The following is a 24115-nucleotide window of genomic DNA, read 5'->3' as shown; positions in this document are numbered from 1 at the left end:
CATTACACTCCGGATTCACGAAAATGGACGTCGCTGACGGCGCGCAGTCGTTCGGCAGCTTGCTCGGCGGTCAGATCGCGCTGCGTTTCGGCCAGCATTTCGTAGCCAACCATAAACTTGCGGACCGTCGCGGATCGCAGCAGCGGCGGATAAAAGTGGGCGTGGAGCTGCCAGTGATTATGGTTTTCGTCGTTAAACGGCGCGCCGTGCCAGCCCATGGAGTAGGGGAATGAGCACTGGAACAGGTTGTCGTAACGGCTGGTCAGCTTTTTCAACGCCAGCGCCAGATCGCTACGCTGGGCGTCGGTGAGATCGGTAATACGCTGCACGGGCGCTTTCGGCAGCAGCAGCGTTTCAAACGGCCACGCGGCCCAGTAGGGCACGACCGCCAGCCAGTGCTCGGTGTCGACCACGGTGCGGCTGCCGTCGGCCAGTTCGCGCCGGGCATAGTCCAGCAGCATTGGCTGGCCCTGGCTGGCGTAATATTCTTTCTGCAGACGGTCTTCCCGTTCCGCTTCATTGGGCAGGAAGCTATTGGCCCACACCTGACCATGCGGGTGCGGGTTGGAGCAGCCCATCGCTGCCCCTTTATTTTCAAAGACCTGGACCCACGGGTAGCTTTTCCCGAGGTCCGCGGTCTGTTCCTGCCACGCTTTAACCACGCCTTCCAGCGCTTCAAGGCTCAGCTCCGGCAGCGTTTTGCTGTGGTCTGGCGAGAAGCAGATCACCCGACTGGTGCCGCGCGCGCTCTGACAGCGCATCAGCGGATCGTCACTCTCCGGGGCGTCCGGGGTGTCGGTCATCAGGGCCGCAAAGTCGTTGGTAAACACGTAGGTACCGGTGTAATTCGGATTCGTGTCGCCGGTGACCCGGGTGTTGCCCGGGCACAGGAAACAGTCCGGATCGTGGGCCGGCAAGGTCTGTTTTGCCGGCGTTTCCTGCGCCCCCTGCCAGGGGCGCTTGGCGCGATGCGGAGAAACCAGAATCCACTGCCCGGTTAACGGGTTATAACGACGATGCGGATGGTCAACGGGGTTAAATACGCTCATGAAGGTTCCTTAGTCTGGATAACCCTGCGGATGGCGGGACTGCCAGTGCCAGGTGTCCTGCGCCATTTCGTCCAGGTTGCGCGTCACGCGCCAGTTCAGCTCGCGGTCGGCCTTGGCGGCATCCGCCCAGTAGGCCGGGAGGTCGCCATCGCGGCGCGGCGCGAAATGGTAGTTAATCGGTTTGCCGCAGGCTTTGCTGAAAGCATTGACCACGTCGAGCACGCTGCTGCCGACGCCGGCGCCAAGGTTGTAGATATGAACCCCGGCTTTGTCAGCCAGTTTTTCCATGGCCGCGACGTGACCGTCAGCGAGGTCCATCACGTGGATATAATCGCGCACGCCGGTGCCATCTTCGGTCGGGTAGTCGTTACCAAACACGGCCAGCGATTCGCGACGGCCAACGGCGACCTGGGCGATGTAGGGCATCAGGTTATTCGGGATCCCCTGCGGGTCTTCACCCATGTCGCCCGACGGATGGGCGCCGACCGGGTTGAAGTAGCGCAGCAGGGCAATGCTCCACTCCGGCTGGGCTTTCTGCAGGTCGGTCAGGATCTGCTCCACCATCAGTTTGCTTTTACCGTAGGGGCTTTGCGGGGTGCCAGTCGGGAAGCTTTCGACATACGGGATTTTCGGCTGGTCGCCGTAGACGGTGGCGGAGGAGCTAAAGATGAAGTTCTTCACGCCCGCGGCGCGCATGGCGGAGACTAATTTCAGTGTGCCGGTGACGTTATTGTCGTAATATTCCAGCGGTTTGGCGACGGACTCCCCGACGGCCTTCAGCCCGGCGAAGTGGATCACCGCTTCAATGGCGTGGTCGTGGAGGATCTCGGTCATCAGCGCTTCATTACGAATATCGCCTTCAATGAAGGTGGCTTTTTTGCCGCCGAGACGCTCAATCACCGGCAGTACGCTGCGCTTGCTGTTGCAGAGATTGTCGAGGATCACCACCTCATGCCCCTGCAGCAGCAGTTGAACGCAGGTATGACTTCCAATGTAACCGCTACCACCTGTAACCAGAACTTTCATGATTCGCTCCATTCGGCTTATCGGGTATGAGGAAGATAGCATATCAAAGAAGTGAAAAGTGTGACACAGAACAAGTTAGTGGAATCGTTTACACTTGAGGGTGAAACGACATCATTTAATTTATTTTGTTTTATATACAATTGGTTATATGAGGTTGGCGCTATTTTTCTGAAAAATACCAGGGATCTTTCGATCCCCGGCAGGAGGCGTCAGGCCACGGGGCCGAGCTGATAAGTGTAACCGTCTCCACTGGGAACGAATACCAGGCGATGGGTAATACAGTCCGGGGCATCTTCCGCATGGTGCGAGACAAACAGCAGCTGCGTGGCGCCTTCGCCAATCAGGACGTCGACAAAGCGGCGTACCAGCTGGCGATTGAGGGGATCCAGCCCCTGCAGCGGTTCATCGAGGATCAGCAGGGTTGGATGCTTGACCAGCGCGCGAACGATAAGCGCCAGCCGCTGCTGGCCCCACGACAGGCTCTGAAACGGCGCGTCGGCGGTGCGCTTATCGATGCCGAGAATATCCAGCCATTGCTGCACCAGCTTATGCTGTTTATCGGACACCGCCTGATAAATGCCGATCGAGTCAAAATAGCCCGACAGAATAACGTTGCGGACGTTGGTGCTGACCCGGTAGTCCAGATGCAGGCTGCTGCTGACGTAGCCGATATGCTTTTTAATATCCCAGATGGTCTCGCCGCTGCCGCGGCGGCGGCCAAAGAGGGTGAGATCGTTGCTGTAGCCCTGCGGATGATCGCCGGTGATAAGGCTCAGCAGCGTGGATTTACCGGCGCCGTTGGGGCCGACGATCTGCCAGTGTTCGCCCGGGCTCACGGTCCATGAGAGATGGTTGATGACCGGACGATCGTTGTAGGAGACCACGCCGTCATTGAGCACGATACGCGGCGCCGAGTCTGCCAGCGCATGACGGGCTGGTGGTACATCTGGCTCCGGTAGGGTGATGCCGTCCAGTTTTTCACTGTGCGCCAGCTGAGCGACCAGCGCCTGCTGCAGAAGAGCGCGCTTCTCGCCGGTCTCGCTGAGGAGGCAATCAGCCAGCACGCCGGCGTATTGCACAAATTCCGGGATCTCATCGAAGCGGTTGAGCACCAGCACCAGGGTGAGGCCGGCGCGGTGCAGGTCGGCCAGCAGCGCGGCCAACTGCTGGCGGGAGTTGACGTCGAGGCCGTCGAAAGGCTCGTCGAGGATCAGCAGCTGCGGATCGCTCATCAGGGCCTGGCACAGCAGGGTCTTACGCGTTTCGCCAGTGGACAGATACTTAAAGCGGCGGTCCAACAGGGCGCTGATGGCAAACTGTTCGGCAAGCTGCGCGCAGCGGGCAGGATCTTTCACCTCGTCCTGAATAATCTCCGCAGTGGTGCGGCCGGTATCTTCTTCTCCGGGGCTGAGCAGGTCGGTGTTATTGCGCTGCCACTCGTCGCTGACCAGCTTCTGCAGCTGTTCGAAGGAGAGACGTGTTACGCGGGAGAAGTGGCTTTCGCGCTGACCGCTGAGCAGGGTCAGGTCGCCGGCCAGGGCTCGCGCGAGGGCGGATTTGCCGCTGCCGTTGCTGCCGACGAACGCCCAGCTTTCACCCGCCGCCACGCTCAGGTGGTCTATTTTTAAGGTTTTTGTATCGCTCAGGCGAAACGTGCCTTGCGAAATTTGCAATGATGACATGATGTATCCCATTTTTTGCAGCGATGTGCATCAGGGATACGACTTCAGGCGCGCAATGTCAATGGGGTCAGCATAACGTCGCGAGAATGATGCGATCGGCGTTGAAGTAAGCGATCGCCTCCGTCCCTTCCGCCAGGCCAGACGTCTGCGCCTGCGGCAGAGTGGCGCACAGGGTCTGACCGTCGGCCAGCGTCATCAGCACTTCGCACTGCCCGGAGCCGCATTCGATATGGCTGATACGACCCGACAGCTGGTTCTCGGCCTGGCGGGCCACCGCCGGGTCGAGGGTGATGCCGACCCAGGGGGCCTTCAGCAGGACCAGCACCTCCTGGCCCTCATCGAGCCCCAGCTTTTCAGCGCTCTGGGCGGTAATGGCGACGTTCAGGCGGGTCTGACCGTCGGCCAGCAGCACCTCGACGTGCTGCTGCACCTGCTGGCGATCGCGGCCGGTAATGGTGCCGAACCACTGGTTGCGGGCGCTGGTCTGCAGGGAAAAGCGCGAGATGGCCGCCAGCAGGCTGTCCAGCGGCAGGGCGTCGTCATCGCTGAGCACATCAAACGCTTTCTGCTGGATCTGCGCCAGCAGATCGTACAGTTGGATCAGACGCTGCCCGTAGCGGGTCAGCACCGCGCCGCCGCCGCCTTTGCCGCCGGTGGCGCGATCCACCAGCGGCTGTTCGCTGAGCTGGTTCATCTCGTTGATGGCATCCCACGCGCTTTTATAGCTGATACCCGCGTGCTTCGCCCCCTGGCTTATCGAACCGGTCTGGTCAATCTGTTTGAGCAGGGCGATCCGCCGGGGGTCGGCAAACAGGCGCTGCTGTAGCTTAAGGGTGAGAAGAATTTCGGCCTGCATAATCGTTTCCTGACAAAAAAGCGTATTGTGACCGATAGTCACCCGGTTGCAAAACCTCTCTGCGCGGTTTGTCATTAACCACCGCACAAATGGGGCGTGTTTTTTCGGCTGAAACCGTTACAATCAGGGAATCATACTATCTGGAGTGAACCATGTTAGAGCTTTTAAAAAGTCTGGTTTTTGCGGTCATCATGGTACCGGTGGTGATGGCGGTCATCCTGGGATTGATTTACGGTCTTGGCGAAGTGTTCAACCTCTTCTCCGCTGTCGGCCACAAAGATCGCAGCCAGCAAAATCATTGATTTCCCGGCGCCCGGTTTAACCGGGCGCTGTGCTATTTCCCTCCTGTATCATTTCCCTTCGTTTTATTGTCCTGCATCACTATAAAAACGTTTCGCATATCGTTATATTGTCAAGTACATAACGCATTGACAGGAGATTCAGATGACAGGTTCTTGGTTACGCGGGGTTGTCGGGGTATCACTCACGCTGTGCGTCGCGGGTCAGGCGCTGGCGGCCGAGGGGAAAGTGACCGTTTTCGCCGCCGCGTCGTTAACCAACGCGATGCAGGATATCGCCCAGGCGTATAAGAAAGAGAAAAACGTCGAGGTCGTCTCGTCGTTTGCCTCGTCGTCGACGCTGGCGCGGCAGATTGAAGCAGGCGCCCCGGCGGATCTGTTTATCTCCGCCGATCAAAAGTGGATGGATTACGCGGCTGACAAAAAGGCCATCGATCCGGCGACCCGCGCCACCCTGCTTGGCAACAGCCTGGTGGTGGTGGCGCCGAAAGCCAGCGCGCAGGGTGCGATTACCATTGATGAGAAAACCGACTGGACCAGCCTGCTGAAAGGGGGCCGTCTGGCGGTGGGCGATCCGCAGCACGTTCCGGCAGGGATCTACGCCAAAGAAGCGCTGCAGAAACTGGGCGCCTGGGAGACCCTGTCGCCGAAGCTTGCGCCGGCGGAAGACGTGCGCGGCGCGCTGGCGCTGGTGGAGCGTAGCGAAGCGCCGTTGGGCATCGTCTACGGATCGGATGCTGTGGCCAGCAAAGGGGTGAAAGTGGTGGGCACCTTCCCGGAGGCGTCGCATCAGAAAGTCGAATACCCGCTGGCGATTGTCGATGGCCATCGCAATGCGGCCGTGAGCGCTTTCTATGACTACCTGAAAGGGCCGGAAGCGTCCGCGATTTTCCAACGTTACGGATTTACCACCCGCTGATGTTTCTGAGCGAACCCGAATGGCAGGCGGTGCTGCTGAGCCTGAAAGTCTCCTCCCTGGCGGTGGCCTTGAGCCTGCCCTTTGGCATCTTTTTTTCCTGGCTGCTGGTCAGGCGCACCTTCCCCGGCAAGGCGCTGCTCGACAGCCTTCTCCATCTGCCGCTGGTGCTGCCGCCGGTGGTGGTGGGATATCTGCTGCTGGTGGCCATGGGGCGGCGCGGGTTTATTGGCAGCTGGCTGTATGACTGGTTCGGCATCAGCTTTGCCTTCAGCTGGCGCGGGGCGGTGCTGGCGGCGGCGGTGATGTCTTTCCCGCTGATGGTGCGCGCCATCCGCCTGGCGCTGGAGGGGGTGGACATCAAACTGGAGCAGGCGGCGAGAACCCTCGGGGCCAGCCGCTGGCGGGTATTTTTCACCATTACGCTGCCGCTGACTCTGCCGGGAATTATTGTTGGCACGGTGCTGGCCTTCGCCCGCTCGTTAGGGGAATTTGGCGCGACCATCACCTTCGTCTCCAATATTCCCGGCGAAACGCGTACCCTGCCTTCGGCGATGTACACCCTGATCCAGACTCCGGGCGGGGAGGGGGCGGCGGCTCGCCTGTGCCTCATCGCTATCGGCCTGGCGCTGGTCTCGCTCTTGATATCAGAATGGCTGGCCCGCGTGAGCCGCCAGCGCATAGGAGGATAATGATGCTGGAGCTGGACTTTACCCAGACCCTCGGCAGCCACTGTCTGCAGATCCGTGAAACGCTGCCCAGCAGCGGGATCACCGCCATCTTTGGCGTCTCCGGCGCCGGGAAAACGTCGTTGATCAACGCTATCAGCGGCCTGACCCGGCCGCAGGCGGGGCGGATCGTGCTCAACGGCAGGGTGCTGAACGACACCGCGCAGCGTATCTGCCTGGCGCCGGAGCAGCGGCGGATCGGCTATGTCTTTCAGGATGCGCGCCTGTTTCCCCACTATAAAGTGCGCGGCAATCTGCAGTACGGCATGGCGAAATCCATGGTCAGCCAGTTCGATAAGCTGGTGGAGCTGCTGGGGATCGCTCCCTTGCTGGATCGCCTGCCTGGCCGGTTATCCGGCGGCGAAAAGCAGCGTGTAGCCATCGGCCGCGCTCTGCTGACCGCGCCGGAGCTGCTGCTGCTGGACGAGCCGCTGGCCTCGCTGGATATTCCGCGCAAACGCGAACTGTTGCCCTATTTGCAGCGGCTAGCGCAGGAGATCCATATTCCGATGCTTTACGTCAGCCACTCGCTGGACGAGATCCAGCATCTGGCCGATCGCGTGCTGGTGCTGGAGGCCGGTAAGGTGAAGGCTTTCGGTCCGCTGGAGGAGGTCTGGAGCAGCAGCGTGATGCACCCCTGGTTGCCGGCGGAACAGCAGAGTACGATCCTCAGCGCCACCATCGCCGCGCAGCATCCGCAGTACGCGATGACCGCGCTGACGCTGGGGGATCAAATGCTGTGGGTCAACCGGCTCGAACGTCCCGCAGGTGATACCGCGCGGATCCGCATTCAGGCGTCGGATGTTTCGCTGGTGCTGGCCCAACCGTCCGCCACCAGCATCCGCAACATCTTGCGCGCCGAGGTGGTTCAGTGTCTGGAGGTCAACGGACAGATCGAGGTTCAGCTCAGGGTGAGCGGCCATCCTCTGTGGGCTCGAATCAGCCCGTGGGCGCGGGATGACCTGGCGATAGCGCCAGGCCAGCAGGTGTTTGCCCAGATCAAAAGCGTGTCGATCGCCGCCTGATCACAGCAGCTGACGGTAGATAAACTCGGCGATGCTGGCGGACTCATTGTCGCCGATGACCACGTTGGCGCGGGCTTTGACCTCGTCCACCGCATTGCCCATCGCCACCCCGGTGCCTGCTGCTTCCAGCATACTCAGATCGTTGTAGTTATCGCCGAAGGCCACCACATTCTGCATCGACAGCCCCTGGTCAGCGACCCACTGCGCCAGACGTTTGCCTTTGCTGTTGCCGGCGCGGGCAATATCCACCTGGTCGTGCCACGACCATTCGCACGCCAGGCCCAGCGTCTCGCCGACCTCCTGCGCAAAGCGCTGCAGACGGGGAATGTCATCGTCGGTGAGGGCGAATTTCCATATCGCCTTGACCTCGCGGACCGCCTGCGCCAGCGAGTCGACCTGGCTGAAGACCGGGCGCTGATCCTCCGGTAGCGCCTGCGCCCAGTTGCGGGTGCGGATCACATGCCCGGTGGGCTGTTCGTAAAGCATCGCGTCATCCACATAGGCCAGACCGTGGATCTGCTGTTCGGCGAGCATGGCGGTGAGGCTTACCGCGTGTTCCACCGACATAGGATCGGCCGCCAAAACCTTTTTTGCGTGATAATCATACAAATAAGTGCCATTACAACAAATTGCAGGTGTATCGAGGGCCAGTGCCTGATAAAAAGGATGAATAGCGACGTGATGACGTCCGGTAACGACGATCACCTGGTAGCCCGCCTCTCTGGCGCGGGCCAGCGCTTCCAGCGAAGCGGGCAGGATGGTTTTTTTGCTGGTAAGCAGGGTGCCGTCTAAATCCAGGGCAATCACGCGTGTTGTCATGTGTTATTTCCGGTTGATGTTGAAAAGTACCTGGCCATGATGGTACACCGCCGTGGCGTCAGGACCAATTTTTCCACATCTGCCGTGAATGTCTGTATGCCCTTTGTGCCGCCTTCCGTCGGTAATTCGGTCGGCGATGCGAGTATCATGGGCGGATGTCTTATAATTTTCAGGGTGCTGTTATCCTGAAAATGAAAAATCCACGTGCAGTGAGGGAAGGAGTAGTCATGAAACAAACCGTTTATACCGCCAGCCCGGAAAGCCAACAAATCCACGTCTGGAGTCTTGAAGCGGACGGCAAACTGACGCTGGTGCAGGTGGTTGATGCCCCGGGTCAGGTCCAGCCGATGGTGGTCAGTCCCAATAAGGAGTATCTGTACGTTGGCGTTCGTCCGGAGTTTCGCGTGTTAGCTTATCGCATCACGCCGGATAACGGGGCGTTGACCTTTGCGGGAGAAGCGGCGCTGCCGGGCAGCCCGACCCACATTTCTACCGATCATCATGGCCGCTTTGTCTTCAGCGCCTCCTACAATCAGGGCTGCGTCAGCGTGACCCCGCTGCAGGATGGCCTGCCGGGTGAAACTATCACCGTGGTGGAAGGGCTGGAAGGCTGCCACTCGGCCAATATCTCCCCGGACAACCGTACCCTGTGGGTGCCGGCGCTGAAGCAGGATCGCATCTGCCTGTTTACCCTCAGCGAAGATGGTTTCCTCTCCGCCCAGGAGCCAGCGGAAGTCACCACCGTCGAGGGGGCGGGTCCGCGCCACATGGTGTTCCATCCGAACCAGCAGTATGGTTACTGCGTCAATGAGTTGAACAGCTCAATTGACGTTTGGGAGCTGAAAGACCCGAATGGCAACATCGAATGTGTACAAACTCTGGATATGATGCCGCCTGATTTCACCGGCGTGCGCTGGGCGGCGGATATTCATATCACTCCGGACGGGCGTCATTTGTACGCCTGCGATCGTACCGCCAGCATCATCACGGTGTTCAGCGTGTCGGAAGATGGTAGCGTGCTGGCGGTGGAAGGCTATCAGCCGACCGAGACCCAGCCGCGCGGCTTCAATCTCGATCACAGCGGTAAGTATCTGATTGCCGCCGGGCAGAAGTCGCACCATATCGCGGTGTACGAAATTACCGGCGAGCAGGGGCTGCTGCAGGAGAAAGGCCGCTATGCGGTCGGGCAGGGACCGATGTGGGTGGTGGTCAACGCTCACTGATCCGTCAGGCGGTAAAAGAAAAAACCTCGCGTGAGCGAGGTTTTTTTGATCAGAGCGGACAGGCTCTGTAGGGAAGGTGTTGCCCTGGTAGACCTGAAGCGTGATGGCTTTAGATATCGTCCATGGTGTAGCCGACGACAATCTCCAGCGTTTTACGGATCACGTCTGCGGTCACCACGTCATCGGTGCTTTCCAGCGCCTGAATCAACCATAAAATAATGGCCTTATTGTTCAGGTGACCCTCGGACTGGAGAATACTGTTGATGGCCAGCGACATCACGGCGGACTCATCAACCAGCTTATCACCGGCGTTACGGAAATAGTCGGAGAGCGCGGTGTCCTGCAGTCCTGCGTAAATATCGGGTTGCTGATGCATAGTCTGTCTCATCACATTCTCACTCTGTGTTATTCACCATGGTTGGGAGACTCAGTGGATCTTTTTACCTTCCAGCGCCATGGCGCTTTGTGTCGGCGAACCTCGGGTTTCCCAACGGCCATTGATTTTCTTTACCTGCAAAGGCGCTTGCTTGCGCTGACGGGCAAGCTTCGCGCAAATTTCTTCGATCACGGCAGCGATGACCTTTCTTCGCTGTCGGTCTGACTCTGTCGCCTGCATCAACCGAAGTCGCACCAGCAGGGTCGGAGTGGTAATCGGGCGATTCGTTTTCAGAAGCGCGAGCACCGCCTCGCCGATGATCTCATCGGTGATTTCCTCAGTTTCACTGCTATTCATAACCGTCTCTCTGCATGCCACTCTCTCCCTGAATCTGCGAACGGGCATTCAGGTCAGCAGCAGGTTTGTGGAAGCGATCGCCCCTCATCTGCTACTGCGGCGCAACAGGCGACGATCGATGACGTTATTCCTGACCGGCAAACAGCAGACCAATTAAGGTCTGATAGTGACTTTCTTCCTCTGGGGCACGGGCGCGGTCGAGGCGGCTCAACAGTTTGGTGCACAGCGCTTTGCGGTTGAGATGACGCCCTTCGTTGAGAATATCCATCACAATCTGACCCAGCGTTTCCTGCTGGGAAGGTAACGATGCTTTGTTGAAATACTGGGCAATTGCGTTCGCTGTATCTGGAATGTAACCATTCTGCTGCATATGTGCTCCTTTCATTTCATTCATCTGTTAACTGCCATTAAACTTATACAATATTTACTAACCTGTACACACAAAGTTGCACAGAAATGATTCAAAACGTGTTAACATTTTGATTTATAATCGGTTAATTTTTTATGTTTAGTGTGTTTCTGGCTTGTGAAGGTAGGGTTTAGCGTTGCATGTTGTACAAGAAAAGAAAAATGAAAAAGCCTTGCACAAAAAAGGGATTTTTAGTGTATCTTTTTTGTTAAGACAAAACCTAGTTTTACAAGACGATTAGCCTGATAACTGCTACTGTGAATGCTTACCCTCCCATCTGGAATCACTATGCTAACCACCATCATTTATCGCAGCCATATCTGCGACAATGTCTCATTCAAATCGATCGAGGCCATGGTCGCCAGGGCAAACGAAAGAAATGGGCAGGCGGACGTCACCGGTATTTTACTTTTTAACGGGACGCATTTTTTTCAACTCATTGAGGGGCCTGAAGAAAAGGTTCGGGATATTTATCAGCATATTTGCCGCGATCCCCGCCACTATAACCTGGTGGAGCTTCTGTGCGACTATGCGCCGTCCCGCCGTTTCGGTAATGTCGGCATGGAACTGTTTGATTTACGCGAACATGATCGCGAGGAAGTGCTGCAGACGGTGATGGACCGCGGGACCTCAAAATATCAGCTCACCTATGACGACCGGGCACTGCAATTTTTCCGCACCTTCGTCGAATCAACGGAAAAAGCGAACTATTTTGAGATTCCTTCCGCTGACAGCTGGGTATTCATCCCCGATCAGAATACTTTCTATCCTGATACCCCGATAATTGATAATAAGGAAAGCTGGTCCTTTGCCTTCCAGCCGATCGTCGACCCTTTCGCCTGCGAAATTATTTCGTGGGAAGCGCTGTTACGCGCACCGGACGGCCAGTCGCCTGGCGCCTATTTTGCCGGGCTTTCCGGGGACGACATTTATCTCGCCGATCTGCACAGTAAACGGGTGGCGCTGTCGCTGGCAGGGAAATTAGGCTTACGTAATAAGGCGTTAAGTATTAATCTACTACCGATGACGCTGGTTAAAGCGCCGAACGCGGTGGGTTTCCTGCTCGATCAAATTCAGCGTAATGATCTTATTCCTGAGCAGATTATTGTCGAGTTTACCGAGCGGGAAGTGATTTCGCGGATGGATGATTTTACCGATGCGGTGCGAAAGCTAAAGGGGGCGGGCATCAATCTCGCCATCGATCACTTCGGCGCCGGGTTTGCGGGGCTGTCACTGCTGGCGCAATACCAGCCCGACAGAATTAAAATCGACCATGAGCTGATCCGCAATATCCACCAGGATGGGCCGCGCCAGTCGATTGTACAGGCGATTATCAAATGCTGTTTTTCACTGGAGATTGCGGTCTCAGCCGTCGGCGTTGAGCGCGCTGAAGAGTGGATGTGGCTGGAATCAGCCGGTATTTCACAGTTTCAGGGGAATTTGTTCGCCAGCGCGCGCCTGGGGGGCTTGCCTGCCGTCGCCTGGCCAGAGAAAAAATGATCCATCTCGAAATCAGCTAATTATTTTTTCATCTTTTTCCCAAGCGCTGTGAGCCACAACCTGATATCTTTATCTGTACAAGAAAATAGAGTTGTACAGGATGCCTGAATTCGTTAGTTTAGGTATTAAAGTATCAGGTTGATGTGAGGCTGCTATGGCGTTTTACAGTATCGGTGAAGTCGCCGAACGTTGCGGAATCAATCCGGTCACCCTGCGCGCCTGGCAGCGTCGTTACGGGCTACTGAAGCCGCAGCGTAGCGAAGGCGGGCATCGACAATTTGATGAAGAAGATATCCTGCGCATTGAAGAGATCAAGCGCTGGATAGAGCGTGGTGTATCAGTAGGGAAAGTTAAAGCGCTGCTGGAGGATAACCTGCCGGCGGCGCGCGACGAATCCGCGCATCTTCAGGAAGAGATGATGTCCATTCTGCGTTATATGCAGCCTGCCAGAATCCGTGCCAAATTAATGGCGCTAAGCCATCAACACCCCGTCGACACGCTCATCGATAGCCTGTTAGTGCCGGTACGTCAGCGTCTGAAGCTCGATCAGAATACCTCGCTGGTGATTAGCAGTATGCTGGATGGTCTGTTGATTGACTGCGTGGCGCTGTTTCTTGCCGAAGCGCGTAAGAAGAACGGCAGGGAGACGCTGCTGGTGGGCTGGAGCAATGAGGACAGGACCCGTCTGTGGCTGGAAGCATGGCGTCTTTCCCAGCGTGGCTGGCACGTCAACGTCCTCGCCGAACCGCTGGAGTCGCCGCGGCCCGAGCTGTTTCCCGGCCAGCATATCTTCGTCTGGACCGGACGCGCTGCCACCCCTCTGCAGGAAGAGCTGCTCAGCCACTGGCAAGAGCAGGGCTTCAGCATCCATTTTCACGGTAATAATTAATCGCCCCGATCCGCAAAGCAGACCGGGGCTAACGCGCCGGGTTACAGGTGGATCTGGCTCCAGGATTTAAAGGTTTCGCTGCGGCTGATATTAAAAAAATCGGTCCTACCGCTACAGCCGAGCTTTTTAATCAGATTCAGCCGGATCTGATAAATGGTTTTAATATGCAGATTCAGCGACCGGCCAATGCTGGCGACCGCTTCGCCATTGCTGATAAGTTGAATCACTTTCTTTTCCCGCTCGGTAAACTGCACCGAGGCGCCCGGCGCCGGGTGGGTTTTATAGTAGCGGGTGGGCTGGTGCAGAAATATCTTTAACTCTTCCGGCGTTGAATTGGCCGGTAAGCGCAGCATAGGCAGTTCACTCAGAAAATTAAGATCGTTGCCTTCGGTTAACAGAATAAATAACGTATCCCGACGGTTATAGTTGTGCTGCAGTACTGCGAAATAATTGTCGCTGGTAAAGAAAACATGTTTTTTGCGAAAGTAAGATGCCGGCAGACTATTCAGGATCAGCGACATCCCGTAGAGAAGAAAACGATTATCAAACCACAGATCGTAATGTTCAGTACGATAGCAGGTATTATGGTGTGACATTTTATTTGCCTCAGTTAGCCGATAGAGACCCAGGCGTGCCGGCACCGCGGGGGTGAGCCTGCTGCCAGCTCCGCGGGGTTAATTAATGATGAGGTTTGCTGGACAGCATATCCAGCGCCTGCAAATAGAGGTCGGAAAGTATTTCATTACTTTCCGTTTGCAGGCGATGCTGGATTTCCGTAATCATCCGCTCATTATTTATCGTTCTGTGCTGCTTAATGAGCGTATTTTCAATATTCTTCATCAGGGCCGAATTGAAGACAAACTCTGCTGGAATGGTATTTTTAATATGCATAGCTCGAACTCTCCCACGTATAACGCAAACTGACAATAAAAGTCGCTACGTACCATTGGTACGCGCTAAGTCACGAACAGGAAATGCAAAACCAGGAACCACCGCCTGACTTGCCGCGCCACCGTTAAACATCCCCGCTTCGTTGCGCAACAAGCAGTTAACACTCCAAAACTATAGACGGTGATTCTGCTATGTACAACTTTTTTCAGGACTATATGTACAACGGAACGACTTATTTTTGTATTTTGTATTAATTGATTGATTTTAAAGAATTTTGTTGTTTGCATTACTTGTACATAAAATCCGGTTTGTGCAAGATACCTTTGTAAAACTGGCGGGAAGAGGCTGACGATAATGAGAAGGTGATGTTTTGACCGGCGTGCTGGATGAAATAGCGCCGACGCAGGAAGGGGTACACAGCAACTCTGTCGTCGACAGATGGCTTTCTTCCGCGTCGGACGCTAATCATAACGAAAAGCAGGTGAGGTTTTGTCTTTTTTTTGCACAATTAGGTAAAGGGAAACACATCGGTCATTTCGTTGTCGGTTTGCTCAGTTTGTTGGCGGATAAGGGGTGTGCTACGCTTTTTAATACCGATGTGGCGGTTCGGCATCGTTATCTTTCCCCCATTTCCCTCTCGGGCTTTTCCCCTTGTCCCGACGGATAAATATGGCAGAAGCTATCTGTCCATGGACAGGCCTTGAAGACTGAGGAGGGAAAATGCGCGGTAGAACCGTAATGCTCCTTGCCGGGTTAGCGACTCTCGCGCAGGCGAAAGAGATTAACCTCTATTCGATGAATACCGGTTCCTATGTTTACCATTTGACCAATAACCATGGGCAATATACTGAGAATTTCGAAAACCACTTTTTCTCAGTGGAACGTAAATTCTCAGAAGACTCGAAATACAGTCTGCTGATTGGCACTATGAATAATAGCTTCGACGATCGCTGCCTGGCGCTGGGCGTGAGAAGAGACTGGTACCACAACGGCAGCGGATGGACCTTCAAAGGCGTTTACGGCTATACCGGCGAATTCTTCTTCGACGCCTTCGAGCATTGCGGCGATCATGGCTCCTATAAAGATTTTAAGGATGCCACCGGGATCGGCTTTTCACCCTATATTTACCATGCTATCCAGTACAACTTTACCGACTATTTCGCTCTTGAGAGTGGCATCATTATTCCCAGCGTGTTTGTGATCAGCATTCAGTGGAGCTTCCGCTAAATCGCCGCGTTGTCGGTTACAGGGTTATCACCTTCTTGAGCAGCGTACTGGAGAGCGCGGCAAGGGAAATGAGCACCGACAGGACAAACGTTAGCGCAATCACTCCCAGCTTGGTGGCTAACGAGTGTATAGGGATCAGCATCACCAGCAGGTGAAAAACGGAGTAGTGCAGAATATAGACCCCGGTCATCGCTTTGCTAACCGTCGCCAGTACCGCCTCCTTCAGTTCGCGGTTCTTTTTAAACTGCACGGCGTTAGCGGCGATCACCAGCAGGACGATCAGAATATAAATCTGCGACCCCGTCAGAATGAACGCATTGCGATCGGCTTTAAACAGCGCGAAGAAAAAGTGGCGCTCATAAAACCAGGTAAATAAATAGACAAAGGGCAGGGCGATAATCGACCCTTTAATGACCCGCGGGTCGCGTATCCACTCCGTGACTCGCGGATCGTTAAACAACTGCCCGGTTAAATAAAAAAGTAGCCATGTCCACAGACGATACTGCGGCGCCAGGCTGAAAAGATGTCTTTCCGGATAGAGCACTGAGAGCAGGTCGTAACCATAAGAGCAGCACAGCAGCGTCAGGACCACGGTGAAAAACAGGCCGCGCCGCTGACTGAGCCAGGCAATCAGGGGATGGAAGGTATAGATGACGATCAGGGCGAAAATAAACCAGGGCTGGATCAGGTAGCCGCGCTGATAAGGCTCCCAGACATAATAGACCGTCATCCAAAACAGAAAGACGATCACCACGCTTTTAATTTTGCCAATTTGCCAGTTGGCGTCGTGGCGCGTCTGCGCGTCAAGATAGCCGGCTACCACAAAAAACAGCGGCGTGGCGATGGTCGAGACGAAGGTCAGCAGCCCGAGGATCCAGTGATAGTCATAATCAAAGCGATCCCAGGTGTTATAGATGGTGAAAAAAGTCACCGCTGTCATACAGCCGAGTGTCTTAATAATGCTCAGACCGGTACTGTTCATCGTTGAGGCGTCATATCCTTATGGTGAAAGCAGGCGTAAATCACCGGCAGAACCAGCAGCGTCAGCACGGTGGCGAAGGCCAGACCGAACATAATCACCACCGCCATACTCTGGAAAAAAACATCGCGCAGCAGCGGGGCAAGGCCAAGCACGGTGGTGAAGGCGGTCAGCAGGATTGGCCGCAGACGGGATGTTGCCGCATCAATGATCGTTTGTCGTTGATCTTTCTCTTGTTTTTGTTGCTCTATCTCTTCCACCAGCACAATGCCGTTGCGGATCAGCATGCCGCTGAGGCTGAGAAGGCCGATTAAGGCCATAAAGCCGAAGGGAATGCCGGTCAGCAAAAAGCCGGGCGTGACGCCGATCAGCGCCAGCGGCACGGTCAGCCAGATGGCGACGGCGTTTTTTAGCGAACTGAACATCAGCACCGTAATGATAAACATCACCAGATAGCCAAGCGGTAGGGTCGTGAACAGCCCTTGCTGCGCCTCACTGGAATTCTCCGCATCGCCGCCCCATTCGATACGGTAGCCATGCGGCAGCGTCAATGCGTCAATGCGTGGTTTCACTCGGGCGAGAATATCACCCGAGGTTTGGCCGCTTGGCGGACTGGGGTCGGTCTGGACCGTCAGCACCCGGGTGCGATCCCGGCGGAGAATCAATGGATCTTCCCACTCCAGTGAGAAGCCATGGATGACGTTACTCAACGGGATATACTGCTGGCGGCTCTGGCTCCAGACCAGCACGTTATTCAGGTGGTTGGCATCCTGTCGCTCCGTTGCCGGCGGCCGGACGATCACCGGCAGCAGATCGGCGCCCTCGCGATATAACCCGGCGCGACTGCCGGAGAAATTCATCTCCAGCGCATGATCAATGTCCTGTTTATCCACCCCCAGCTCGCGCCCCAGCGCCGGGGAGTACTGTGGGCGGATCACCTTGCTGCGGTTCTGCCAGTCGTTACGCACGCTGTCGGTGGCCGGATCTTCGGCGAGAATATCGCTCACCTGACTGGCCAGCGCGCGCAGCGTATCCGGGTCAGGGCCCTTAATGCGCACCTCAATTGCGCTATCCCCGGAGGGGCCGAACATAATGCGTTTAGTGCTGGCGTTCACCTGCGGGTAGTTTCTGGCGATCCAGGCTTCCACGTGGCGGGTGACGGGGGCGATGCCGCGCTGGTCGTCCATCCGCACCATAATTTGCGCGTAGTTGCTGTACTGCCGCTGGCCGCTGTAGGTAAGAATAAAACGCATACTGCCCTGGCCAATGGTGGCGACGGTGGTGACTACCCCCGGCTGGCCGGCGATCGACCGCTCAATATCGCGGGTCATCTGCTCGGTGGCGTTAATATCGGTACCGTAGGGGAGCCACAGGTCGACAAAGAAAATGGGCGTATTCGATGACGGAAAGAAATTCTGCCGAACGAAGGTGAAGCCCCAGATAGCCGCGGCCAGCAGGGCGCCCATCAGCACCAGGGTCACGGTCTTTTGCTGCAGCAGTATTCGCAGCGTCTGCTGATAGCCGCGATAAAAGCGGCCGCGGTATGGATCGGCTTTTTCCGCCGACGCGGCGGCCGACGGGGCGTGCTTAAACAACCACCACTTAATGAGTACCGGCGTGATGGTCAGGGCGGAGAACCAGCTTAGCATCAGCGAGATCAGCAGCACCTGGAACAGGGATTTGCAATACTCCCCGGTGGAGTCCTGCGAGAGGCCAATCGGCGCGAAGGCGAGGATGGCGATGATCGTGGCGCCGAGCAGCGGCAGGGCGGAGCGGCGGATCACATAGTTAATGGCGCCCAGCAGCGGCGAACCTTGCTGGCGGGCGATCAGCACCCCTTCGACAATGACGATGGCATTGTCCACCAGCATACTCAGGGCGATGATCAGCGCCCCGAGGGAGATCCGCTGTAACTCTATCCCCCAGATATACATGATAAGCAGGGTGCCGAGAACGTTGAGCGCCAGCGACAGAGCGATAATGATCCCGCTGCGTACCCCCATGAACACCAGCAGCACGCCGACCACGATCGCCAGGGCCATCAGGAAGTTGGTAATAAAGCCATTGACCGAGTGGGCGACCTCTGCCGCTTGATCGTAAAAAATGGCGATGTCGATCCCCGCCGGTTTGTCGGCGGCCATCTGCTGGAGGCGGGCTTCAAGGGCGTGCCCGACGTCAATGACGTTGACGCCAGGAATAAAAGAGACCCCCATGGTCACCGCCTGGCGGCCGTTGGCATGATAGGTACTGGACGGCGAGTCGGTCAGCCCGCGCGACAGTGTGGCAATATCCCGCAGTCGGGTGGTGGCGCTGGCGCCGTGAGGGCTGACCAGCAGATCCCCCAGCTCATCGATGCTCTGAAACTCCCCGGTGGGGTGAAGGCGGATCGATTCGCTGCCAACGCGGATCTCTCCGGCGCTGGACACCACGTTGAGCCGGGTCAGGATAGCGGCGAGCTGGTTGAGCGTGATCCCGCGCGCCGCCATCTTCGCCAGCGAGATATCAACATTGATCTGTTGCGGAATGACGCCGCCGATAGCGACTTTACCGACCCCAGGAACCAGCACCAGCTCCCGACGCAGCTGTTCGGCATAGCGCACCAGTTCGGGGTTGGTAAAACTGTCGCCCGAGATGGCGAAGAAAAAGCCAAACACATCGCCAAAGTCGTCATTGACGAAGGGGGTCACGACGCCAGGCGGGAAAAGTCGGCTGGCGTCACCGACGCGGCGACGTAGCTCATCCCAGATTTGCGGCAGCTCGCTGGAATGGTACTGCGAAGCGATATTCACCGTAATTTGCGATAAGCCATTTGAGGAGATGGAGCTGACGTTATCCAGTGAGGGAAGCTGCTGAATCGCATTTTCCAGCGGCAGGGTCACCTCCTCCTCCACCTGCTGAGCGGACGCGCCAGGGTAGTGGGTGACGATCACCGCCGTTTTAATGGTGAAGGCCGGATCTTCCAGACGGCCGATATTGAGCAGGGCGAACAGACCCCCCACCCCCAACAGCAGAATGGCTAACCAGACGCGGGTCGGGTTATTAATAAACTGACGGGAAATGTCCATTTATAATCCTCGTTCACGCGTCCAGATCCGCACCGGCTGCCCGGCATGCAGCTCGCTCACGCCCGCCGCGACCACCTGCTCACCCGCGTGGAGACCGTCGGTGATAGTCACTCCCTGCGCGGTCACCTCGCCGACGGTGACTTTGCGCTCTTCAAGAAACCGATGCGCATTGTCGCCTTTCACCACCCAGACGATGGGTTCATTCTTCGGCCGGTTATCCGGGTTAAACACCGCCTCCACTGGCACCACGAGGGTTTCCTTTCCGGCGCTGGCCGGTAAATTGCCAAGGTTGACCGTCACGGTGCCGCTAACCCCGCCGACGGTGGGAAAATCATCCGGCCGCGGCATGGTTAAAATGATCTGCCAGGTGAGGGTGCTGTTATCGCTGCTGCCGGTATGCTCTTTGTATTCCGCCGTAAATTCGCGGCCCGGCAGGGTATTGATCCTGACGACGGGACGGTAGGCGGTATTACGGATATCCAGGGAGGTGAACAGATTTTCGGGAATGCTGAAGACTACATCCAGCAGGTCGGTCCGCGTCAGGGTGATCACCGGCTGGCCGGCGGCGACCACCTGATGGTTGCGGATATGCACGCCGGCGGCAATCCCGCCGAAGGGCGCGGTGAGGCTCATTTGCGCCAGCTCTTCACGGGCGATTTTTAAGGCCGCGTTGGCGGCATCGCGATTGGCGCGCTGCACGTCCATTTCCGCCTGGGAGATGGCCTGACGTCCCGCCAGGGTCTGGAAGCGGTCGAACTGACGCTGGGCGAGGGTGGCCGCCGTTTGTCGCTCATTGACCCGCTGTTGGGCCTCGCGGGCATTCAGGCGCGCCAGCGTTTGTCCCTGAGCGATGGTCGCCCCCTGGCGAATATCCAGCGATTCCACCTGGCCCCCCCGCTTAAACGACAGCTCGGTGGAGTCGCCAGACTCGATACGTGCCGGAAACGTTCGCTGCTGGGTATTGCCCACGGCGGTCACCTGCGCCACCTTGACCATGCGCGGGGCGGACTCGACGGACGGCGATTTCTGATCGCAAGCGGTTGCCAATAAAATAACAACCGGGATGAGAGAAAAATAACGGTTCACAGTATTCCCCTCAGATTCAGGATTTATTTTACATTTTTATTACGCGGCGCACGCTTATTCGGCGAGGGCGGCGACAACCAGATAGGTGAATAGTCCCACCAGCGTGCAGGCGACAATGGCCAGCGCGACAAAGAATCCCAGACGTAACAGGCTATAACCAAACATGATTTTCTCCCTTAACACCCACCCGAACCGCGAATGTCATTTAATTCGGCCCTCGCTGTGACCACTGGACATTCGGAGCGGCACTCCTGCTTGTAATCAGCATAGTCGGAGAAAAGGTGAAGTGTTAAAAAAGTGAATACCCCGAGCGTTGGCGGCATCGTTGGGGAAAGGGCAGGAGATTCGCAGGTGATAAGAGCTTTTTATAATATTTTTCAGTCTATTAATCCGTCATTTTCTAATGTTAATTTTCCTGTGCTACGTTTAATAACATCTATTCCGCTCGCCGCTTCTGTTGTTGAGATTTCGTTCCTCCCCAAGTATGGGGTTATTCATCACTACGCATTGTATTGGTAATAAAAGGATTATCTCATGTATAAAAATATCGTTGTTCCCGTTGACGTTTTTGATGCAGGCCTGGCCGACAAAGCGCTCTCTCATGCAAAATTCCTTGCCCAACATTCTGCCGGGCAAATTCATCTTGTCCATGTCATTCCGGCATTCTCTCCGGTGTTAACGCGTGGATTTATCTCTGATGCCCGAAAGATGGAAGACCATTTGATTACTACCGCTAAGGAAAAACTGACCGAGCTGGTCAAAAAAAATGGCCTGGCGGAAGACGCCAGCCATCTTTATGTGCGCAGTGGCAATGTTCGCGATCAAGTGATCGCCCTGGCCGATGAGCTAAAAGCGGACGTAGTGATTGTCGGTTCACGCAATCCGGGGATCCAGACTCACCTGCTGGGCTCGGAAGCGGCCAATATCGTGCGCTATGCCCATGTACCGGTTTTCGTTGTGCGCTGATGACGGCGGGATGTCGTCCTGACTTCCGCTTCATAAATCGAGGGAGAGAGTATGAATACAGATAAACCGGGGGCGCCCTACTATCAGCGCTCCGTCGAGGAGACGCTCGCCAGCGTGCAGAGTTCGCCGGACGGGATTAGCGGAACAGAGGCGGCCACGCGCCTGCAGCAGTATGGCGAAAACGCCCTGCCGCAGAAGCCGGGTAAACCCGCCTGGCTGCGTTTTATTGTGCATTTTAACGATGTGCTGATCTACGTCCTGCTGGCGGCGGCGCTGCTCAAGGCGGTAATGGGCCACTGGATCGACATGTCAGTGATCCTCGCGGTGGCGGTGGTCAATGCGCTGATCGGCTTCATTCAGGAGAGTAATGCGGAAAAATCGCTGCAGAGTATCCGCAATATGCTCTCCAGCGAGGCGGTGGTGATCCGCCAGGGCAACCATGAAACCATCCCCACCACCTCGCTGGTGCCCGGCGATATCGTGGTGATCCGCGCCGGCGACCGAATCCCCGCCGATTTACGGGTGATTGAGGCGCACAACCTGCGGGTGGAAGAGGCGATCCTCACCGGCGAGTCGACGGTGGTGGAAAAAACCACCGAGCCGCTAAGCGGTGATTTGCCGCTCGGCGATCGCAGCAACCTGGTGTTTTCCGGGACCACCGTCAGCTCAGGGGCGGGGAAAGGGATCGTGGTGGCCACCGGCGGCGATACCGAGCTGGGCCACATCAACCAGATGATGGCGGGCATTGAGAAACATCGCACGCCGCTGCTGGTGCAGATGGATAAGCTGGGCAAAGCCATTTTTATCCTCATTCTGGTGATGATGGCGGCGCTGTTCGTCTTTAGCCTGCTGTTCCGCGATATGCCGGTCTCCGAACTGATGCTGTCGTTGATTAGCCTCGCGGTGGCGTCGGTCCCGGAAGGGTTGCCGGCGATCATCTCGATTATTCTGTCGCTCGGCGTGCAGGCGATGGCCCGTCAGAAAGCGATTATCCGCAAGCTGCCGACGGTGGAAACCCTCGGTGCGATGACCGTTATCTGCTCGGATAAAACCGGGACCCTGACCATGAACGAAATGACGGTGAAGGCGGTGATCACCGCGGACAGCGTCTATCGGGTGGAAGGGGACAGCTATGAGCCGGTCGGTAAAATCCATGCCATCGACGACCCGACGCCGATCGCCGTGGCGCCAGGATCGCTTCTTGAGCGCTATCTGCGCACTATCGATCTGTGTAACGACAGCCAGCTTATCAAAGAGGAAGGCGGGCTGTGGAAAATTACCGGCGGCCCCACCGAGGGGGCATTGAAGGTGCTGGCGGCGAAGATAACCCTGCCGCCGCAGCCCAGCGAGCTGCGTAGTAAAATTCCTTTTGATTCGCAATATAAATACATGTCGACGCTTTACCGGCTGGGCGAAGAGGAGGTGGTGCTGGTCACCGGCGCGCCGGACGTTCTGTTCCGCCTGTGCCAGTATCAGCAGAGCGACAGCGGACTACAGCCGCTGGATCTCCCGTACTGGGAAAGCAAAATTGAAGAGTACGCCCGGGAGGGGCTGCGCATGGTGGCCGCGGCCTGGAAGCCGGCTGCCGCAGGCCAGACCGAGCTGACCCATCAGGATCTGCAGCAGGGGGTCATTTTATTAGGGGTTGCCGGGATGATGGATCCGCCACGTCCGGAAGCGATCACGGCGATTGCCGACTGCCTGCAGGCCGGGATCCGCGTGAAGATGATCACCGGCGACCACCCGCAAACGGCGATGAGCATCGGCAAAATGTTGGGGATTGGCAATGCGGGTAACGCCATCACCGGGCGCGAGCTGGAGGTGATGGATGACGCGCAGCTTAGCGTCGCCGCGCAGCAGTTCGATATCTTCGCCCGCACCAGCCCGGAAGATAAGTTCCGTCTGGTGCAGGCTCTGCAGAGCAAGAAAGAGATTGTCGGCATGACCGGAGACGGGGTGAACGATGCCCCGGCGCTGAAGCAGGCTGACGTCGGCGTGGCGATGGGGATCAAGGGAACCGAAGTCACCAAGGAAGCCGCCGATATGGTGTTGACCGACGACAACTTCGCCACCATCGCCAGCGCGGTTCGCGAGGGGCGCCGGGTGTATGACAACCTGAAGAAAACCATTCTTTTTGTCATGCCGACCAACCTTGCGCAGGGTTTACTGATCGTGATCGCGCTGCTGGCAGGCAACGTACTGCCGCTGACGCCGGTGCTGATCCTGTGGATGAACATGGCCACCTCCGCCACGCTGTCGTTTGGTCTGGCGTTTGAAGCCGGTGAGAAAAATATTATGCGGCGGCCGCCGCGCGACCCGAAAATTCACGTCATGGACGGGTTTGCCATCTGGCGCGTGGCGTTTGTGGGGTCGATGATTGCGGTCAGCGCCTTTATTCTCGAAGCCTGGCTGCAGCCGCGCGGCTATTCGCCGGAGTTTATCCGTACCGTGCTGTTGCAGACCCTGGTCACCGCCCAGTGGTTCTATATGCTGAACTGCCGCGTATCGGATGGTTTCTCGTTAACCAAAGGTCTGCTGGCTAACAAGGGGATCTGGATCGTCAGCGGCGTGCTGCTGGTGCTGCAGCTGCTGATTATCTATGCGCCGTTTATGCAGATGCTGTTTGGCACCACCGGGCTGCCGTTCCGCTACTGGGTGATCACCTTTATCATCGGCTTCGCCATGTTCCTGATCGTGGAACTGGAAAAACCGCTGACCCGCAAATGGCGAACCGCCTGACGGCGTGA

24 protein-coding genes are annotated in these 24115 nt (G+C 56.8%); 11 read left to right on the top strand and 13 right to left on the bottom strand.

Going from position 1 to position 24115, the window contains the following annotated elements; translation table 11 throughout:
- Nucleotides 1-2: 2 nt before the first annotated feature.
- From galT to modE, 4 genes are all read right to left on the bottom strand, one after another.
- The gene (gene galT, locus MKS11_RS11395) at nucleotides 3-1049 is read right to left on the bottom strand and encodes a galactose-1-phosphate uridylyltransferase (protein WP_004886023.1); all 1047 of its coding nucleotides are present in this window, start codon (nucleotides 1047-1049) and stop codon (nucleotides 3-5) included.
- A gap of 9 nt (nucleotides 1050-1058) precedes the next feature.
- Entirely contained in the window at nucleotides 1059-2075 is a 1017-nt protein-coding gene (gene galE / locus MKS11_RS11390; RefSeq protein WP_017899610.1) for a UDP-glucose 4-epimerase GalE, read from the bottom strand.
- A gap of 209 nt (nucleotides 2076-2284) precedes the next feature.
- On the bottom strand, nucleotides 2285-3757 hold the full coding sequence (gene modF / locus MKS11_RS11385; RefSeq protein ID WP_048294399.1) for a molybdate ABC transporter ATP-binding protein ModF: 1473 nt from the start codon (nucleotides 3755-3757) through the stop codon (nucleotides 2285-2287).
- A gap of 67 nt (nucleotides 3758-3824) precedes the next feature.
- Complete coding sequence (modE, locus tag MKS11_RS11380; RefSeq protein WP_017899612.1) at nucleotides 3825-4613, bottom strand: molybdenum-dependent transcriptional regulator; 789 nt, start codon at nucleotides 4611-4613, stop codon at nucleotides 3825-3827.
- 152 nt (nucleotides 4614-4765) lie between these two features.
- On the opposite strand from modE, the gene MKS11_RS11375 reads away from it, so the two are divergent.
- From MKS11_RS11375 to modC, 4 genes are all read left to right on the top strand, one after another.
- Nucleotides 4766-4915: an AcrZ family multidrug efflux pump-associated protein gene (locus MKS11_RS11375; RefSeq protein WP_048294400.1), complete on the top strand. Its 150-nt coding sequence runs from the start codon at nucleotides 4766-4768 to the stop codon at nucleotides 4913-4915.
- A gap of 142 nt (nucleotides 4916-5057) precedes the next feature.
- Entirely contained in the window at nucleotides 5058-5831 is a 774-nt protein-coding gene (modA, locus tag MKS11_RS11370; RefSeq protein WP_048323447.1) for a molybdate ABC transporter substrate-binding protein, read from the top strand.
- The gene (gene modB, locus MKS11_RS11365) at nucleotides 5831-6520 is read left to right on the top strand and encodes a molybdate ABC transporter permease subunit (RefSeq protein ID WP_004886033.1); all 690 of its coding nucleotides are present in this window, start codon (nucleotides 5831-5833) and stop codon (nucleotides 6518-6520) included. Before modA ends, modB begins: the two co-directional genes overlap by 1 nt.
- A gap of 2 nt (nucleotides 6521-6522) precedes the next feature.
- Nucleotides 6523-7581 carry a molybdenum ABC transporter ATP-binding protein ModC gene (gene modC / locus MKS11_RS11360; protein ID WP_004886036.1) on the top strand — a complete coding sequence of 353 codons (1059 nt, stop codon included), beginning with the start codon at nucleotides 6523-6525 and terminating at the stop codon, nucleotides 7579-7581.
- On the opposite strand, the gene MKS11_RS11355 is transcribed toward modC, so the two are convergent.
- On the bottom strand, nucleotides 7582-8400 hold the full coding sequence (locus tag MKS11_RS11355) for a pyridoxal phosphatase (protein ID WP_087771583.1): 819 nt from the start codon (nucleotides 8398-8400) through the stop codon (nucleotides 7582-7584).
- A 227-nt stretch (nucleotides 8401-8627) separates the two neighbouring features.
- Between MKS11_RS11355 and pgl the strand changes: the two genes are divergently transcribed.
- A complete protein-coding gene (gene pgl / locus MKS11_RS11350) occupies nucleotides 8628-9623 on the top strand; it encodes a 6-phosphogluconolactonase (RefSeq protein WP_004886043.1) in 996 nt (331 codons plus the stop codon).
- A gap of 109 nt (nucleotides 9624-9732) precedes the next feature.
- On the opposite strand, the gene MKS11_RS11345 is transcribed toward pgl, so the two are convergent.
- The 3 genes from MKS11_RS11345 to ycgZ all read right to left on the bottom strand — a co-directional run bounded on the left by MKS11_RS11345 (nucleotide 9733) and on the right by ycgZ (nucleotide 10726).
- Nucleotides 9733-9999 carry a biofilm development regulator YmgB/AriR family protein gene (locus MKS11_RS11345; protein WP_004886050.1) on the bottom strand — a complete coding sequence of 89 codons (267 nt, stop codon included), beginning with the start codon at nucleotides 9997-9999 and terminating at the stop codon, nucleotides 9733-9735.
- Between the two features lie 51 nt (nucleotides 10000-10050).
- A complete protein-coding gene (locus tag MKS11_RS11340) occupies nucleotides 10051-10356 on the bottom strand; it encodes a hypothetical protein (RefSeq protein ID WP_023320000.1) in 306 nt (101 codons plus the stop codon).
- 124 nt (nucleotides 10357-10480) lie between these two features.
- Nucleotides 10481-10726, bottom strand: a complete 246-nt coding sequence (gene ycgZ, locus MKS11_RS11335) for a regulatory protein YcgZ (RefSeq protein WP_004151693.1) — start codon at nucleotides 10724-10726, stop codon at nucleotides 10481-10483.
- A gap of 327 nt (nucleotides 10727-11053) precedes the next feature.
- Here ycgZ and MKS11_RS11330 point away from each other — a divergent pair, with 327 nt between their 5' ends.
- Together MKS11_RS11330 and MKS11_RS11325 are read left to right on the top strand one after the other, a co-directional pair.
- Nucleotides 11054-12265 (top strand): diguanylate phosphodiesterase, encoded by a 1212-nt coding sequence (locus tag MKS11_RS11330; RefSeq protein ID WP_004886055.1) that lies wholly within the window; start codon nucleotides 11054-11056, stop codon nucleotides 12263-12265.
- 154 nt (nucleotides 12266-12419) lie between these two features.
- Nucleotides 12420-13154, top strand: coding sequence for a MerR family transcriptional regulator (locus MKS11_RS11325; RefSeq protein ID WP_017899619.1), 735 nt, complete (start codon nucleotides 12420-12422; stop codon nucleotides 13152-13154).
- 41 nt (nucleotides 13155-13195) lie between these two features.
- Here the strand turns inward: MKS11_RS11325 and MKS11_RS11320 are convergent, their stop codons facing one another.
- Both MKS11_RS11320 and MKS11_RS11315 read right to left on the bottom strand, forming a co-directional pair.
- Complete coding sequence (locus tag MKS11_RS11320; RefSeq protein ID WP_017899620.1) at nucleotides 13196-13750, bottom strand: helix-turn-helix transcriptional regulator; 555 nt, start codon at nucleotides 13748-13750, stop codon at nucleotides 13196-13198.
- Nucleotides 13751-13832: 82 nt separating this feature from the next.
- A complete protein-coding gene (locus MKS11_RS11315; RefSeq protein ID WP_004886058.1) occupies nucleotides 13833-14045 on the bottom strand; it encodes a biofilm development regulator YmgB/AriR family protein in 213 nt (70 codons plus the stop codon).
- A 370-nt stretch (nucleotides 14046-14415) separates the two neighbouring features.
- Between MKS11_RS11315 and MKS11_RS11310 the strand changes: the two genes are divergently transcribed.
- Nucleotides 14416-14712 carry a hypothetical protein gene (locus MKS11_RS11310; protein ID WP_162304088.1) on the top strand — a complete coding sequence of 99 codons (297 nt, stop codon included), beginning with the start codon at nucleotides 14416-14418 and terminating at the stop codon, nucleotides 14710-14712.
- Nucleotides 14713-14765: 53 nt separating this feature from the next.
- Nucleotides 14766-15272, top strand: a complete 507-nt coding sequence (locus MKS11_RS11305) for a hypothetical protein (RefSeq protein ID WP_004886059.1) — start codon at nucleotides 14766-14768, stop codon at nucleotides 15270-15272.
- A 16-nt stretch (nucleotides 15273-15288) separates the two neighbouring features.
- On the opposite strand, the gene MKS11_RS11300 is transcribed toward MKS11_RS11305, so the two are convergent.
- The 3 genes from MKS11_RS11300 to MKS11_RS11290 are packed head-to-tail and all read right to left on the bottom strand — an operon-like array spanning nucleotide 15289 to nucleotide 20402.
- Nucleotides 15289-16212, bottom strand: coding sequence for an acyltransferase (locus MKS11_RS11300; RefSeq protein ID WP_074186554.1), 924 nt, complete (start codon nucleotides 16210-16212; stop codon nucleotides 15289-15291).
- Nucleotides 16213-16250: 38 nt separating this feature from the next.
- A complete protein-coding gene (locus MKS11_RS11295; RefSeq protein WP_284109536.1) occupies nucleotides 16251-19316 on the bottom strand; it encodes an efflux RND transporter permease subunit in 3066 nt (1021 codons plus the stop codon).
- Nucleotides 19317-20402: an efflux RND transporter periplasmic adaptor subunit gene (locus MKS11_RS11290; protein WP_017899624.1), complete on the bottom strand. Its 1086-nt coding sequence runs from the start codon at nucleotides 20400-20402 to the stop codon at nucleotides 19317-19319.
- Between the two features lie 534 nt (nucleotides 20403-20936).
- Here MKS11_RS11290 and MKS11_RS11285 point away from each other — a divergent pair.
- Nucleotides 20937-21368, top strand: coding sequence for a universal stress protein (locus MKS11_RS11285; protein WP_004886076.1), 432 nt, complete (start codon nucleotides 20937-20939; stop codon nucleotides 21366-21368).
- Between the two features lie 51 nt (nucleotides 21369-21419).
- Nucleotides 21420-24107 (top strand): cation-transporting P-type ATPase, encoded by a 2688-nt coding sequence (locus MKS11_RS11280; RefSeq protein WP_032455738.1) that lies wholly within the window; start codon nucleotides 21420-21422, stop codon nucleotides 24105-24107.
- Nucleotides 24108-24115 lie beyond the last annotated feature (8 nt).

This window comes from Klebsiella sp. K5-45 (assembly GCF_030128605.1).
Lineage (GTDB): Bacteria > Pseudomonadota > Gammaproteobacteria > Enterobacterales > Enterobacteriaceae > Klebsiella > Klebsiella quasipneumoniae.
This window is presented reverse-complemented; position numbering and strand designations above follow the sequence as displayed.

Excerpts from the sequence above, each read along its gene's own strand:
- MKS11_RS11345 (WP_004886050.1), bottom strand. The coding sequence starts at position 9,999 with ATGCATCAGCAACCCGATATTTACGCAGGACTGCAGGACACCGCGCTC.
- galT (WP_004886023.1), bottom strand. The coding sequence starts at position 1,049 with ATGAGCGTATTTAACCCCGTTGACCATCCGCATCGTCGTTATAACCCG.
- MKS11_RS11320 (WP_017899620.1), bottom strand. The coding sequence starts at position 13,750 with ATGTCACACCATAATACCTGCTATCGTACTGAACATTACGATCTGTGG.
- ycgZ (WP_004151693.1), bottom strand. The coding sequence starts at position 10,726 with ATGCAGCAGAATGGTTACATTCCAGATACAGCGAACGCAATTGCCCAG.
- modC (WP_004886036.1), top strand. The coding sequence starts at position 6,523 with ATGCTGGAGCTGGACTTTACCCAGACCCTCGGCAGCCACTGTCTGCAG.
- MKS11_RS11295 (WP_284109536.1), bottom strand. The coding sequence starts at position 19,316 with ATGGACATTTCCCGTCAGTTTATTAATAACCCGACCCGCGTCTGGTTA.
- modA (WP_048323447.1), top strand. The coding sequence starts at position 5,058 with ATGACAGGTTCTTGGTTACGCGGGGTTGTCGGGGTATCACTCACGCTG.
- pgl (WP_004886043.1), top strand. The coding sequence starts at position 8,628 with ATGAAACAAACCGTTTATACCGCCAGCCCGGAAAGCCAACAAATCCAC.
- MKS11_RS11305 (WP_004886059.1), top strand. The coding sequence starts at position 14,766 with ATGCGCGGTAGAACCGTAATGCTCCTTGCCGGGTTAGCGACTCTCGCG.
- MKS11_RS11340 (WP_023320000.1), bottom strand. The coding sequence starts at position 10,356 with ATGAATAGCAGTGAAACTGAGGAAATCACCGATGAGATCATCGGCGAG.
- MKS11_RS11375 (WP_048294400.1), top strand. The coding sequence starts at position 4,766 with ATGTTAGAGCTTTTAAAAAGTCTGGTTTTTGCGGTCATCATGGTACCG.
- MKS11_RS11330 (WP_004886055.1), top strand. The coding sequence starts at position 11,054 with ATGCTAACCACCATCATTTATCGCAGCCATATCTGCGACAATGTCTCA.
- MKS11_RS11280 (WP_032455738.1), top strand. The coding sequence starts at position 21,420 with ATGAATACAGATAAACCGGGGGCGCCCTACTATCAGCGCTCCGTCGAG.
- galE (WP_017899610.1), bottom strand. The coding sequence starts at position 2,075 with ATGAAAGTTCTGGTTACAGGTGGTAGCGGTTACATTGGAAGTCATACC.
- MKS11_RS11300 (WP_074186554.1), bottom strand. The coding sequence starts at position 16,212 with ATGACAGCGGTGACTTTTTTCACCATCTATAACACCTGGGATCGCTTT.
- modE (WP_017899612.1), bottom strand. The coding sequence starts at position 4,613 with ATGCAGGCCGAAATTCTTCTCACCCTTAAGCTACAGCAGCGCCTGTTT.
- MKS11_RS11325 (WP_017899619.1), top strand. The coding sequence starts at position 12,420 with ATGGCGTTTTACAGTATCGGTGAAGTCGCCGAACGTTGCGGAATCAAT.
- MKS11_RS11315 (WP_004886058.1), bottom strand. The coding sequence starts at position 14,045 with ATGCATATTAAAAATACCATTCCAGCAGAGTTTGTCTTCAATTCGGCC.
- MKS11_RS11355 (WP_087771583.1), bottom strand. The coding sequence starts at position 8,400 with ATGACAACACGCGTGATTGCCCTGGATTTAGACGGCACCCTGCTTACC.
- modF (WP_048294399.1), bottom strand. The coding sequence starts at position 3,757 with ATGTCATCATTGCAAATTTCGCAAGGCACGTTTCGCCTGAGCGATACA.
- modB (WP_004886033.1), top strand. The coding sequence starts at position 5,831 with ATGTTTCTGAGCGAACCCGAATGGCAGGCGGTGCTGCTGAGCCTGAAA.
- MKS11_RS11285 (WP_004886076.1), top strand. The coding sequence starts at position 20,937 with ATGTATAAAAATATCGTTGTTCCCGTTGACGTTTTTGATGCAGGCCTG.